Origin of the sequence: Salmonella sp. 32031103-2018-00083-FB-01-SM-01, assembly GCF_017571995.1 — a bacterium.
Lineage (GTDB): Bacteria > Pseudomonadota > Gammaproteobacteria > Enterobacterales > Enterobacteriaceae > Salmonella > Salmonella enterica.
The window spans coordinates 244,220-257,590 of sequence record NZ_JAGEQL010000006.1 but is presented as its reverse complement, the minus strand read 5'-3'; the positions used below and the strand labels follow the sequence as shown (position 1 = coordinate 257,590).

At 52.9% G+C, this 13,371-nt stretch carries 11 protein-coding genes; 5 read left to right on the top strand and 6 right to left on the bottom strand.

Going from position 1 to position 13,371, the window contains the following annotated elements; all coding sequences use genetic code 11:
• Window positions 1-33: 33 nt before the first annotated feature.
• The 4 genes from ppx to purM all read right to left on the bottom strand — a co-directional run bounded on the left by ppx (window position 34) and on the right by purM (window position 5,510).
• On the bottom strand, window positions 34-1,575 hold the full coding sequence (ppx, locus tag J4614_RS17995; protein WP_001123330.1) for an exopolyphosphatase: 1,542 nt from the start codon (window positions 1,573-1,575) through the stop codon (window positions 34-36).
• 4 nt (window positions 1,576-1,579) lie between these two features.
• Window positions 1,580-3,646 carry a polyphosphate kinase 1 gene (gene ppk1, locus J4614_RS17990; protein WP_000529555.1) on the bottom strand — a complete coding sequence of 689 codons (2,067 nt, stop codon included), beginning with the start codon at window positions 3,644-3,646 and terminating at the stop codon, window positions 1,580-1,582.
• 188 nt (window positions 3,647-3,834) lie between these two features.
• Window positions 3,835-4,473, bottom strand: a complete 639-nt coding sequence (gene purN / locus J4614_RS17985; RefSeq protein ID WP_001028588.1) for a phosphoribosylglycinamide formyltransferase — start codon at window positions 4,471-4,473, stop codon at window positions 3,835-3,837.
• Window positions 4,473-5,510: a phosphoribosylformylglycinamidine cyclo-ligase gene (gene purM / locus J4614_RS17980; RefSeq protein ID WP_000130477.1), complete on the bottom strand. Its 1,038-nt coding sequence runs from the start codon at window positions 5,508-5,510 to the stop codon at window positions 4,473-4,475. The genes purN and purM overlap by 1 nt, the downstream gene beginning before the upstream one ends.
• Before the next feature lie 413 nt (window positions 5,511-5,923).
• Between purM and upp the strand changes: the two genes are divergently transcribed.
• The 3 genes from upp to J4614_RS17965 all read left to right on the top strand — a co-directional run bounded on the left by upp (window position 5,924) and on the right by J4614_RS17965 (window position 8,723).
• A complete protein-coding gene (gene upp / locus J4614_RS17975) occupies window positions 5,924-6,550 on the top strand; it encodes a uracil phosphoribosyltransferase (protein WP_000706208.1) in 627 nt (208 codons plus the stop codon).
• 87 nt (window positions 6,551-6,637) lie between these two features.
• Complete coding sequence (uraA, locus tag J4614_RS17970; RefSeq protein ID WP_000198346.1) at window positions 6,638-7,927, top strand: uracil permease; 1,290 nt, start codon at window positions 6,638-6,640, stop codon at window positions 7,925-7,927.
• Between the two features lie 94 nt (window positions 7,928-8,021).
• Window positions 8,022-8,723, top strand: a complete 702-nt coding sequence (locus J4614_RS17965; protein WP_061835882.1) for a DnaA inactivator Hda — start codon at window positions 8,022-8,024, stop codon at window positions 8,721-8,723.
• 26 nt (window positions 8,724-8,749) lie between these two features.
• Here J4614_RS17965 and arsC read toward each other — a convergent pair whose 3' ends face one another.
• Window positions 8,750-9,109: an arsenate reductase (glutaredoxin) gene (gene arsC, locus J4614_RS17960; RefSeq protein WP_080167167.1), complete on the bottom strand. Its 360-nt coding sequence runs from the start codon at window positions 9,107-9,109 to the stop codon at window positions 8,750-8,752.
• Window positions 9,110-9,148: 39 nt separating this feature from the next.
• Window positions 9,149-10,612, bottom strand: coding sequence for a beta-barrel assembly-enhancing protease (gene bepA / locus J4614_RS17955; protein WP_000489631.1), 1,464 nt, complete (start codon window positions 10,610-10,612; stop codon window positions 9,149-9,151).
• A gap of 207 nt (window positions 10,613-10,819) precedes the next feature.
• On the opposite strand from bepA, the gene J4614_RS17950 reads away from it, so the two are divergent.
• Window positions 10,820-11,887, top strand: coding sequence for an AI-2E family transporter (locus J4614_RS17950; RefSeq protein ID WP_000892056.1), 1,068 nt, complete (start codon window positions 10,820-10,822; stop codon window positions 11,885-11,887).
• A 275-nt stretch (window positions 11,888-12,162) separates the two neighbouring features.
• Window positions 12,163-13,350 carry a sugar diacid recognition domain-containing protein gene (locus tag J4614_RS17945; protein WP_001533732.1) on the top strand — a complete coding sequence of 396 codons (1,188 nt, stop codon included), beginning with the start codon at window positions 12,163-12,165 and terminating at the stop codon, window positions 13,348-13,350.
• Window positions 13,351-13,371: the final 21 nt, after the last annotated feature.

Below are 13,371 nucleotides of genomic sequence, written 5' to 3'. Positions count from 1 at the left end.
GCAGACGCCGCGGCGCGGCGTCTGATCCACAATTTACGCGGCGATCTCCGGCGAGCTTTCTTCCTCAATATTGAGACGCCAGCCAGTTACCGCTTCCCAGTACTGCTGTTCTTTTTCCAGATCAAGCAGTACCAGCGCATTCTGGCTGAACCAGTCATGCGGAAAACATAACGTCCAGTGGCTGTCATCGGTCGTTAGCCGCAGCGTCGGCGGCGTGGTGGTCGCCTGTCGCTGATTGTTCAGTAATACGCCCAGCCGAAGTAGCTGAATTAACGGCAGATACTGTTTTTTCTTAAACAGCGTAAAGCGGGGCATATCATCCAGTTTTATGGCTTTACGATGATAACGCACCAGCGTCGCCATCATCATTTGCTGCTCCTGATTAAAGCCGGGCAAATCGCTGTGTTGCAGAATATAAGCCGAATGGCGATGTAAACCGCTGTGATTAATATTCAGTCCAACCTCATGCAGCATTGCCGCCCAACGGAGCAACGCTTCAAGCTGCGGATGCGCCAGTTTTGGCTGCTGGGCCTGCCACTGCTCGTACATCTGCATGGTGGTTTCCAGCACGCGTCTGGCCTGTTCTCTGTCAATGTTGTATTGATTGGCCAGACTTTTTGCGGTACGGCTGCGAACATCCTGATGGCGGAAGCGGCCTTCCATTTCATACAGCACGCCTTCGCGCAACGCGCCGTCGGAAAGGCGAAGCTCGCGGATAGCCAGAGCATCAAAAACGCCGCACAGAATCGCCAGGCCCGGCACAAAGACCGCTTTTCGTTCTTCAGACAGACCCGGCAGGCTGAGCGCATTAAAGGAGCGGTGCTTCAACACTTCTGACTTCAGTTTATCGAGGCGCTCCGGCGTAATGAAGCCATCTTTCTCACCCAGCGCCAGGAGAACTTCATGAGCGGCCTTAATCGTACCGGAAGCGCCCATCGCCACGTTCCAACCCTGAATACGATACTGCCAGGTTAAGGTTTCCAGTTTTTGCGCTGCCGCCATTCGGGCGCGCTGGAAGTTTTCTTTATTGATAACGCCGCCGGGAAAGTAGAGCTGCGCGAAGCTCACGCAGCCCATACGACGGCTTTCAACCAGCCTGGGTTCGAAGTTTTCGCCAATGACCAGCTCTGTTGACCCGCCGCCGATATCGATCACCAGCTTGCGGCCTTTTTCCGGCTGCGTATGTTCTACGCCCATAAAAATCAGGCGCGCTTCTTCGTTACCGGAAATAATCTCTATCGGGTAGGGAATAACCTTTTCCGCGCGTTTGAGAAAATCAGCGGCATTTTGCGCCTGACGTAACGTATGGGTGCCTACGATACAGACGCTGGAAGGGGAGAAACCTTGTAAGCGTTCAGCAAACAGCGACAGACAGCTAAGCCCCCGTTCCATGGCTTCTTCGCTGAGTTTGTTATCCGCGCCCAGCCCGTCCGCCAGATGGACGCGCTGTTTTAAGCGCCCGATAATCTGCATTGCGCCGTCAACCACGCGGGCAATGACCATATGAAAGCTGTTTGAGCCGAGATCGACCGCAGCGAACTCCTGTGGGCGAGGGGATTTATCGTAAATTGGCATAGCGTTAGTCTGGTTGCTCGAGTGATTTGATGTAGTCATAAATTGCCAGCTGCGCCTGGACTTTACGGCGATTGCCGCGCGGCACGTAGCGGTTGCTGAGTTCTTTATCGATAAAACGCGCTTTTACCGTGTCGCTAAACAGAATGTCAATGATATCCAGGACGCGTTGTTTAAGCCGCGGGTCGAGGATAGGCGTAGCGACTTCGATACGGTAGTCAATATTACGCGTCATCCAGTCAGCTGAAGAGAGCCAAACTTGCTTATCACCGCCGTTTTCGAAAATATAAACCCGATCGTGCTCCAGATAGCGATCCACAATGCTAATCGCACGAATATTATCGCTAATGCCTTCCAGTTGCGGAATAAGAGAACACATACCGCGCACCAGCAGATTGACCTGGACGCCCGAACCCGACGCGGCGTATAGCCTGTCGACCAACCCTTTATCGACCAGGTTGTTAAGCTTTAACGTAATCCCTGACGGTAAGCCTTGCTGGGCATTGGCGATTTCACGATCGATCATCTCATACAGCAGACGCCGTGAGTTTTGTGGAGAAACCATCAAATAATCGAAAGTGACCGGGCGATAGGGGTTTTCAATAAAATTAAAGACCCGGCGCACTTCATTGGTAATGCGCGCATCGGCGGTCAGCAGCGAATAATCGGTATACAGCCGCGCTGTTTTTTCGTTGAAGTTACCGGTGCCGATATGCGCATAACGCACCACGTCATCGCCCTCTTTTCGTGAGATGAGGAAGAGTTTGGCGTGAATTTTCAGCCCAGGCGCAGAGAAAATAACATGGACGCCCGCTTCGGTTAACCGCTTGGCCCAGTGAATATTCGCCTCTTCATCGAAGCGCGCCTGCAACTCCACCACCACGGTGACTTTTTTGCCGTTATGGGCGGCATGGATCATCGAGTCAATAATGCGCGAGTCTTTCGCTACGCGATAAATATTGATTTTGATCGCCAGCACGCTTGGGTCAAACGACGCCTGACGCAGCAGTTCCAGCACATGTTCAAAGGTGTGATAAGGATAATAGAGCAGCACATCACGTTCACGAATCGCGTCGAAACCGTTACGAAACTTCTCTTTATCAAACCAAAGATGGCGTAACCGCGGTAACGGTTTATTGACCAGGTTGGCTTTACCGACATTCGGAAAATTAATAAAGTCTTTAAAATTGTGGTAGCGCCCGCCGGGTACGATTGAGTCATACCGGGAGATCGTCAGTTTTTCCCGCAGCACGTCGACCAGCGCGGCGGGCATATCGCGTTGATAGACAAAGCGCACAGGTTCAGCGGTCAGGCGCTGCTTCAGGCTGGAAGACATCAGCTCCATCAGACTGGATTCCATCTCATGCACCAGGTCATATTCGGCATCGCGGGTCATTTTCATCGAATAGGCATTAAGCGCGTCATAGTCGAAGAACCCTTTAAAAATGTCATCCAGGCAGTAGCGCAGAATATTATCCAGAAGGATCATCGGCTTGCGTCTGCGCGGTGTCTCCGGCGGCAGATTAACGAAGCGTGGGACTTTGTCGGACGGTATCTCCAGCAGCGCATAGTTGATGGTGTCGCCGCGGATAATCTCCACCGCCAGATAGGTGTAATCATCCTTTAAAAACTGAACAAGATCCGTCTCCCGGTTAATGAGAATCGGGGTAATATGCTGGCGCAAATAGTGCTTAAAATAGTGGCGCAACCAGCTTTGTTGGTTCACCGAGAGCTGACGCTCGTTGATCAGAAAGATTTGATTACGCGCCATTTCCAGCAGTAATTCGTTGTACAGGCCGTCGAACTCCTGGTCTGCTTTCAACACGCGGGACTGAATTTTGCCTAACAAATGGCGTGAATGAGAATTTGAACCCTGTTCTTCGCTGATAATAATGCGTCGTTTCAGTTCAGCGAAACGCACTTTGTAGAACTCGTCGAGGTTATTAGAATAGATTCCCAGGAACCGCATCCGCTCAATCAACGGGTTGGATTTATCCGCTGCTTCCTGTAACACGCGTTCGTTAAATGCTAACCAGCTCAGTTCTTTCTCGATATATAGCTTTTCCTGACCCATTACTACCTATACTCCGTTTTATTCACGGGACACTGCCTGATGATTATGGCGAGCATTACGCGTTAATGTCCAACTGCGCCAGAAAAATATGACAATAAACTGATAGCATAAAGGAAGGGAAAAGAGTAGGCCGGATAGGCATTTATGCCGCCATCCGGCAAGCAGACGCAGTCCTGTTCGATGACGTATTATTCGTCAGACGCATAACCTTGCGGCGGCAGACGACGCCCGTCCAGCCAGGCGGCGTTATCGCGCATCTTTAGACGCCCCTGCGCAAACCAGCCAATCACCAGCGGATAAATCGCATGTTCCTGAGTTTGTACGCGTGCGGTGATATCATCTTCGCTGTCGTCGGCAAAAACCGGCACCTTCGCCTGGAGAATGACCGGGCCGCCGTCGAGTTCGTCTGTCACGAAATGCACCGAGGTACCGTGCTCCTCATCGCCGTTTTCCAGCGCCTGGCGATGGGTATGCAACCCCGGATATTTTGGCAGCAGGGAAGGGTGAATGTTCAGCAGACGCCCGTAGTAATGCGCGACAAACATCGGACTCAGAATACGCATAAAACCGGCCAGCACGACCACATCGGGCGCATACGCGTCTATCTTGCGAATCAACTCGCGATCGAAGGCGTCGCGGCTGTCAAACCGATCGGCAGTCAGCGCTTGCGCCGGAATACCGGCTTCTCTGGCGCGTTCAAGGCCGAACGCGTCGGCCTTATTGCTGAATACTGCCCTGAGGGTGCCTTTAATTTTCTTCGCTTCGCAGGCATCGATAATCGCCTGTAAATTGCTTCCATTGCCGGAAATCAGCACCACAATATTCATTATTCAATAACCACACGCTGTTCGGAATCAGAGGCTTTGATGATACCGATTTTCCATGCGTTTTCACCTTTCTCGTTTAGCAGAGCAAGCGCTTTGTCTGCTTCCGGAGCGGAGAGCGCAATCACCATGCCGACGCCGCAGTTAAAGGTACGGTACATTTCATGTCGGCTGACATTACCGGCAGTTTGCAGCCAGGTAAAGATAGCGGGCCACTGCCAGGACGACTCATTAATTACCGCCTGGGTATTCTCCGGCAGAACGCGCGGAATATTCTCCCAAAAGCCGCCGCCGGTGAGGTGGGCGATAGCGTGTACATCGACGTTTTCAATCAGTTCCAGAACCGATTTTACGTAGATACGGGTCGGTTCAAGCAGATGATCGGCCAGCGGCTTCCCTTCCAGCAGAGTGGTCTGTGGGTCGCAGCCGCTAACGTCAATAATTTTCCGCACCAGCGAATATCCATTCGAGTGCGGGCCGCTGGAGCCGAGCGCAATCAGCACGTCGCCTTCGGCAACCCGGGAGCCGTCGATGATTTCTGATTTTTCGACTACGCCGACGCAGAAACCCGCCACATCGTAATCTTCGCCGTGATACATGCCCGGCATTTCCGCCGTCTCGCCGCCGACCAGCGCGCAGCCGGATTGCAGGCAGCCTTCGGCAATACCGTTGATCACGCTGGCAGCGGTATCGACATCCAGTTTACCCGTGGCATAGTAATCGAGGAAAAACAGCGGTTCCGCGCCCTGAACGACCAGATCGTTTACGCACATCGCCACCAGATCAATACCGATAGCGTCGTGACGCTTTAAGTCCATCGCCAGGCGAAGTTTGGTGCCTACGCCGTCAGTGCCGGAAACCAGTACCGGTTCACGATATTTTTGCGGCAACGCGCACAGCGCACCGAAACCGCCCAGACCGCCCATAACCTCCGGGCGGCGAGTTTTCTTCACTACGCCTTTGATTCGATCAACCAGAGCGTTACCCGCATCAATATCGACGCCGGCATCTTTATAGCTAAGAGAGGTCTTATCGGTCACTGCCTGGTTCCCCACGTTTTTTCTTGCGGTAAAAGTTAAATTCGGCGCAATTCTAACAGGGAAAGCAAACGTTTGCGAGCGTGGTCTGCGCCCTGGATATCCGGGCGATTTTTTTGGCATGGTTTCGGTCGCTGCTTGAAAATTTCTCTGTTGGTAAAAAAGAAAAGGATATCCAGCACCTGGTTTACGACAGGTGGTCTGGACAGGCCATTCACCCTTAAAATTGCTAAGATTCAATCGGTTGTTAGCCTTTATCGCCTGTTTCAACGTGAGTGATTTATACTCACTTTTCCGCTATCAGCGCTTTTGGTTGATCCAGGTCAAGCATACATTGTGTTGCGCCAGAGAGGAAAAGCGGTATAATCCGGCGATTTTTTTTGTGGTTGCCAGTCATCTGAGGATAGGAGAAGAGTATGAAGATCGTGGAAGTCAAACACCCACTCGTCAAACACAAGCTGGGTCTGATGCGTGAAAACGACATTAGCACTAAACGCTTTCGTGAACTCGCCTCAGAAGTAGGCAGCCTGCTGACGTATGAAGCGACAGCCGACCTGGAAACGGAAAAAGTCACCATCGAAGGCTGGAATGGCCCGGTGGAAATCGACCAGATCAAAGGTAAAAAAATTACCGTTGTGCCGATTCTGCGCGCGGGTCTGGGCATGATGGAAGGCGTTCTGGAAAATGTACCGAGCGCGCGTATCAGCGTAGTCGGGATGTACCGTAACGAAGAGACGCTTGAGCCAGTACCTTATTTCCAGAAACTGGTATCGAACATTGATGAGCGCATGGCGCTGATCGTCGACCCGATGCTGGCGACTGGCGGTTCTGTCATCGCGACCATCGACCTGCTGAAAAAAGCAGGCTGTAGCAGCATTAAGGTGCTGGTGCTGGTCGCCGCGCCGGAAGGCATTGCGGCGCTGGAAAAAGCGCACCCGGACGTTGAACTGTACACCGCCTCTATCGATCAGGGGCTTAACGAGCACGGATACATTATTCCGGGGCTTGGCGATGCCGGCGATAAGATTTTTGGTACCAAATAAGTGAATAAATAATTAAAAGCCGACTTTAAGAGTCGGCTTTTTTTTGAATAAAACAACTCATAACAAACACACTTAGAGGAAAACACTATGACGCGCCGTGCTATCGGGGTGAGTGAAAGACCGCCGCTTTTACAGACAATCCCGCTTAGTTTACAGCACCTTTTCGCCATGTTTGGCGCGACCGTGCTGGTGCCAGTTCTGTTTCATATCAACCCCGCGACGGTGCTGTTGTTTAACGGTATCGGAACGCTGCTGTATCTCTTTATCTGCAAAGGTAAAATTCCGGCCTACCTCGGATCGAGCTTTGCCTTTATTTCCCCGGTACTACTGCTGTTGCCGCTGGGTTATGAAGTGGCGCTGGGCGGTTTTATTATGTGCGGCGTGCTGTTCTGTCTGGTCTCTTTCATCGTTAAAAAAGCGGGCACCGGCTGGCTGGATGTGATGTTCCCGCCTGCGGCAATGGGCGCAATCGTTGCCGTCATCGGTCTGGAGCTGGCTGGCGTCGCGGCGGGGATGGCCGGATTGCTGCCTGCGCAAGGGCAGTCGCCGGACACGAAAACAATTATCATCTCCATGGTCACACTGGCGGTGACGGTGTTCGGCTCCGTACTGTTTCGCGGTTTCCTGGCGATCATTCCGATTTTGATCGGCGTGCTGGCAGGCTATGCGCTGTCATTCGCGCTGGGAGTGGTCGATACCACGCCCATTGCCCAGGCACACTGGTTTGCGCTGCCGACCTTCTATACGCCGCGTTTTGAATGGTTCGCGATCCTGACGATTCTGCCCGCGGCGTTGGTCGTGATCGCCGAGCATGTCGGTCATCTGGTGGTGACGGCGAATATCGTCAAAAAAGATTTAGTGCGCGATCCCGGTTTGCACCGCTCGATGTTCGCTAACGGACTGTCGACGATCGTCTCCGGTTTCTTCGGCTCCACGCCGAATACCACCTATGGGGAAAATATTGGCGTCATGGCGATCACCCGCGTTTACAGTACCTGGGTTATCGGCGGCGCGGCGATTTTCGCCATTCTGCTTTCCTGCGTCGGCAAATTGGCGGCGGCGATTCAGATTATCCCGTTACCCGTGATGGGCGGCGTCTCACTGCTGTTGTACGGCGTTATCGGCGCGTCGGGGATTCGCGTATTGATTGAATCAAAAGTCGACTACAACAAAGCGCAAAACCTGATCCTCACCTCGGTGATTTTGATCATCGGCGTGAGCGGCGCGAAAGTGCATATCGGCGCGGCAGAATTGAAAGGGATGGCGCTGGCGACCATCGTCGGGATTGGCCTGAGCCTGATTTTTAAACTGATTAGCCTGTTGCGTCCGGAAGAAGTGGTACTGGAGGCAAATGATGCGGAGTCTCCGCATCAGTAACGGGTTGCCGGGCAGCGATGCTGCCCGGTTCTATCTCAAGGGAATTATGTGGTAAACTCAGCGCGATTTTATGTCATCCTGGGTTGAGGTATCTCTGAACACACCGGCACAGCTCTCTTTGCCACTTTATCTTCCTGACGACGAAACTTTCGCAAGTTTCTGGCCGGGGGATAACGCCTCTCTACTGGCCGCGTTACAAAACGTGTTGCGCCAGGAACATAGTGGATATATCTACCTTTGGGCGCGTGAAGGCGCGGGCCGCAGCCATTTGCTGCACGCCGCCTGCGCTGAACTGTCGCAGCGTGGAGATGCGGTAGGCTACGTCCCGCTCGATAAACGCACCTGGTTCGTGCCGGAAGTGCTCGACGGTATGGAACACCTCTCGCTGGTGTGTATTGATAACATTGAATGTGTCGCTGGCGATGAACTGTGGGAGATGGCGATCTTTGATCTTTATAACCGCATTCTGGAGTCCGGTAAGACGCGGTTATTGATCACCGGCGATCGTCCGCCAAGACAGTTAAATCTGGGCTTGCCCGATCTCGCTTCCCGTCTGGACTGGGGGCAAATCTATAAACTCCAGCCTCTTTCCGATGAAGACAAACTTCAGGCGCTACAGTTGCGCGCCCGGTTACGGGGGTTTGAACTGCCGGAAGATGTCGGGCGGTTTTTACTCAAACGTCTTGATCGCGAAATGCGCACGCTGTTTATGACGCTGGATCAGCTCGATCATGCGTCGATCACTGCCCAGCGAAAACTGACGATCCCGTTTGTCAAAGAGATCCTGAAACTGTAATACGCCGCGACGGCGGCGTTCAACGGTTAACCGAGGATGTCCAGCACCTGCTCAGGCGGTCGGCCAATGCGCGCCTGACCATTTGCCACCACAATGGGGCGCTCCATCAGTTTAGGGTGTTCAACCAGCGCCTGGATTAACGCCTCTTCACTCAGCTGGCTATCCGCCAGGTGAAGCGTCTTATAGAGATCTTCTTTCTGGCGCATCAGTTCGCGCGCGCTGGACATGCCCAACATACGCAGCAGTTCCCGCACGGTGGCGGCGTTGGCGGGCGTATCCAGATAAAGCACCACTTCCGGTTCCACGCCGTTAGATTTCAGCAGGTTCAGCGTGTCGCGGCTCTTCGAGCAGCGCGGGTTATGGTAGATTTTAATCGTGTCGGTCATGAGTTCTCCTTGTGACACCATCCGGCTAATAAACGGCGATTACATTTTCGTGTATGGCTTGAAGCGTTCCTGTAACTGGCGCAGCTGGTCGATACGCGCATCGTAACGCGCCTGTTGCTGGCTACCCAGTTTTGCCTGGGCGCTGGCGCTACTGAGCAGTGAAATTGCCTGATCCAGTCGTCCCGCCAGCGCATAACTTTCAGCGCGCGCCGCCAGCTCCTGATCGCGGTTGTTCAGCGCGGCTTCGGCCTGAGCAAGCAGATCCCAGCCGTTACCGTCATCTTTATGGCTAAAGGTGTAGCGATTCAGAATGGTTTCCGCCGCTTTCGGCTGGCCTCCCTGGAGGTACGCATTGGCGAGGTTTAACTGCAGCACAGGATTAACGCGCAGATCGCGGGCGTTTTTCAGGCGATTAATCGCGTCGTTGGCTCTTTTCTGTCCGAGGTCAATATCGGTGGCGAGGTCAAGATACCAGGCATTGTTCGGTTCCGCGCTTAATAGCGGCTGCAACGTTTTGCGTGCTTCATCGTACTTGCTCGCTTCCATCGCCTGCAACGCCCGGCCATATTGCGCCGCATGTTGCTGACGCACGTTGCCTTTAGACCACTGATCCAGCAGGTCGCTGGTAAGCTGGTTACGTCCGGAATTGTACATTCCCAGGGCGCGCGCTTTGGCGAGATAGAAGTCAGCGGAAGATTGCACCACGACCGGGCGCATCTGGTTGGCACGGTTGCGGGCATCCGCAAGGCGGCTTTCCGGTAAGGGGTGAGTGAGCAAAATTTCAGGCGGTCGCGTGGAGTAACGCGCCTGGTCGAGCAGTTTTTCGAGGAAAGAGGGCATCGCCTGTGGGTCAAATCCGGCGCGTTGCAGTACCTGAATACCAATACGGTCGGCTTCTTGCTCATTTTGCTGGGTGAAACTTATCATTCCCTGGCGCGTTCCCGCCAGAGTACCGGTTAGTGCCGCCATACCGGCCTGTGGGCTGGCCATGGCCAGCAAAATGGAACCCAGCGCGCCCACCCAGGTAAGCGGCGCGCTGCGCTTTTGATCTTCCATCGCGCGCGCCAGGTGGCGCTGCGTCACGTGGGAGATTTCATGCGCCATGACTGAAGCTAGCTGGCTTTCGTTATCCGCGTAGCGAAAAAGCGCCGAGTGCAGCACCACATTGCCGCCAAAGAACGCGAACGCGTTGATTTCGTCATTATTGATCAAGAAAAAATGGAAGGGCGTTTTGACGGAGTCGGCGTGCGAGACCAGACGCATACCCAGCGCGTTAATGTATTGCACCAGCAGCGGATCGTTGATTAACGGCGCGCTGCCGCGTAGCTGGCGCACATAAAAGTCGCCCATTTGCATCTCTTGTCCGATAGAAAGCGTGCTTCCTGCCGAGGTTCCCATATCGGGCAGCGTGTCGGCAGGGTCGGCAAATGCGGGCGCGACCTGACCGAGAGCCAATGCTGCAATGAGGGTTGCCACCAGGTTTTTTTTCAACTGCCTGAACATAACCTCTATCCTGTTGTTTTGAGATAGCCCTTTGACCAACGTCGTGAAATATCGTTCCACGCTCCGACACTTCATAAGTGTAACTGTGATGAGCACAGACTCACTATTTTAGTTTCCTGAATCAACGATAAAAAGCGAAGTCTTTTTTGTGACATTTCGATACAATTCGGCATCACAATCCCGCAGTTGAGTTCTGGGAAGGGTTTTATGCTCGAAATGTTAATGCAATGGTATCGCCGTCGCTTCAGCGACCCGGAGGCGATTGCCTTGCTGGTTATTCTGGTGGCTGGTTTTAGCATCCTCTTTTTCTTTAGCGGCCTGTTAGCGCCGCTGCTGGTCGCTATCGTACTGGCCTACCTGTTGGAGTGGCCGACGGCGCGCCTGCAGGCGATTGGCTGTTCCCGGCGCTGGGCAGCCTCCATTGTCCTTATCCTCTTTGTCGGCATTCTGTTATTAATGGCGTTTGTGGTGATGCCGATTGCCTGGCAGCAGGGTATTTACCTGATTCGTGATATGCCCGGTATGCTGAATAAACTGTCCGATTTTGCCGCGACCTTGCCGCGACGCTATCCGGCGCTGATGGATGCGGGCATTATTGATGCGATGGCGGAAAACATGCGCACCCGGATGCTTAACATGGGCGATTCGGTGGTGAAGTATTCGTTGGCTTCGTTAGTCGGGCTACTGACGCTGGCGGTATATCTGGTGCTGGTGCCGCTGATGGTCTTTTTCCTGGTAAAAGATAAAGAGCAGATGCTGAATGCCGTGCGCCGCGTGCTGCCGCGTAATCGCGGGCTGGCGGGGCAGGTGTGGAATGAGATGAATCAGCAGATCACCAACTATATCCGCGGAAAAGTGCTGGAGATGGTGGTGGTGGGCGTGGCGACCTGGCTGGGCTTTTTGCTGTTTGGCCTCAACTATTCGCTACTGCTGGCGGTACTGGTGGGCTTTTCGGTCCTGATCCCCTATATCGGCGCTTTTGTGGTGACAATTCCGGTGGTGGGCGTCGCGCTGTTTCAGTTTGGTCTGGGGACGGAATTCTGGAGCTGTTTTGCCGTTTATCTGATTATTCAGGCACTGGATGGCAATCTGCTGGTACCGGTACTTTTCTCCGAAGCGGTGAATTTGCATCCGCTGGTGATTATTCTGTCAGTGGTGATTTTCGGCGGTCTGTGGGGTTTCTGGGGAGTGTTTTTCGCCATTCCATTGGCGACGCTGATTAAAGCCGTTGTCCATGCCTGGCCGGATGGTCAGGTGACAGATGCCTCATCCTGAGCGGTCTGTACAAAAGTTGTAAAGCGTGAACGACATCATAGTGCCCTGCCGCCATTTTGCGCACGCCTGATGAGGGACAAGCGCTTAGAAAGCCGCTCTTTTTTTAATGCCGCGCCGTGTTGCGGCATTTTTATTGTCGGAACCTACAAAATTCTCGCTGTAAAGCCGCCAAAATTTGGTGACTTAACCTAAGCATTCTTCTGAGAAATTCGTTAATAAGTGACATCATTGATGCGAGATTGCTTTTTTAATGTAAAGCGATAACGAAACAGGGAATGAGTGTGTTGAGAAAACATTACTTGAAAGGGTATACCGCGCGGCAAATTGTACAGCGAGCCATGAAAATTATTCCTTACTCGGTAAACGTCATGGATGAACATGGCGTCATTATCGCGTCTGGCGAACCTTCGCGGCTTCGCCAGCGTCACGAAGGGGCCATTCTGGCGCTGAAGGAAAACCGTATTGTAGAAATTGATTCCGCTACCGCCAATCAGCTAAAAGGCGTGCGATCCGGCATTAATCTTCCCATCTCTTTTCATGAACAGCTTATCGGCGTGGTCGGCATTACCGGCGAGCCGGAGGAGGTTCGCGCGTATGCCGAGCTGGTTAAAATGGCGGCGGAGCTGGTGATCGAGCATATGGTGCTGATCGAACAGCGACAGTGGGATAAACGCTATCGCGAAGAGCTGATCAACCAATTGATTTTGCGAGAAAATTCAACAGAGTCGTTGCGCTCCATGGCGGCCTATCTGGGTATTGATCTGGCGGTTCCCAGAGTGGTGCTGATTATTGAACTTTCCCAGCCGGATCGCGAAGCGTTGCGCAATGTAATGGATTATTTCGAGAATCACGCGCGCAACCATTTGGTGACATTTACCGAATTTAATGAATTAATCATTATTAAGCCTATCACGTTAAAAGAGGGAAAGTGGAATACCCGCCAGGAAATGGGCGAATTGCAGATTTTTAAATCATGGGCTGCATCATCGGGCTTTAGCCGTATTTTGGTTGGGGGTTATTTTGCCGGCGAGACGGGATTGCACCGATCTTTGCTCACTGCGAGAGCCACGCAGGCGATGGCGAAAAGACAAAAGCTGCGCAGCCAGTACATTTTTTATCATGACCATGCGCTTCCCGCGCTGCTAAGCGGGCTGTCTGAAAGTTGGCAAGTGCAGGAGTTATCGCGTCTGTGGCTGCAACTGGCGCAACATGACGCGAAAGGCGTATTGCAACAGACGCTGCGAACCTGGTTTGAACATAATTGTGACCTGACGCAAACGGCCAAAGCATTGCATATTCATGTGAATACATTGCGCTATCGCTTACAGCGCTGTGAGGATATTACACACATAAAAATCAACGAGTTAAAAAGTACGCTTTGGCTTTATATCGGTATGGAGCTCCAGGCCGAATCTGTACCGTCCGACAAGTTACCGCTGCCAGGTCGAATCGAAATTTGTTGAAAGCTCCAGCGGATTTTTAGG

Coding starts and splice junctions, on each gene's coding strand:
- purN (WP_001028588.1), bottom strand. CDS start 4,473: ATGAATATTGTGGTGCTGATTTCCGGCAATGGAAGCAATTTACAGGCG.
- bepA (WP_000489631.1), bottom strand. CDS start 10,612: ATGTTCAGGCAGTTGAAAAAAAACCTGGTGGCAACCCTCATTGCAGCA.
- uraA (WP_000198346.1), top strand. CDS start 6,638: ATGACGCGCCGTGCTATCGGGGTGAGTGAAAGACCGCCGCTTTTACAG.
- upp (WP_000706208.1), top strand. CDS start 5,924: ATGAAGATCGTGGAAGTCAAACACCCACTCGTCAAACACAAGCTGGGT.
- J4614_RS17950 (WP_000892056.1), top strand. CDS start 10,820: ATGCTCGAAATGTTAATGCAATGGTATCGCCGTCGCTTCAGCGACCCG.
- ppx (WP_001123330.1), bottom strand. CDS start 1,575: ATGCCAATTTACGATAAATCCCCTCGCCCACAGGAGTTCGCTGCGGTC.
- ppk1 (WP_000529555.1), bottom strand. CDS start 3,646: ATGGGTCAGGAAAAGCTATATATCGAGAAAGAACTGAGCTGGTTAGCA.
- J4614_RS17945 (WP_001533732.1), top strand. CDS start 12,163: ATGAGTGTGTTGAGAAAACATTACTTGAAAGGGTATACCGCGCGGCAA.
- arsC (WP_080167167.1), bottom strand. CDS start 9,109: ATGACCGACACGATTAAAATCTACCATAACCCGCGCTGCTCGAAGAGC.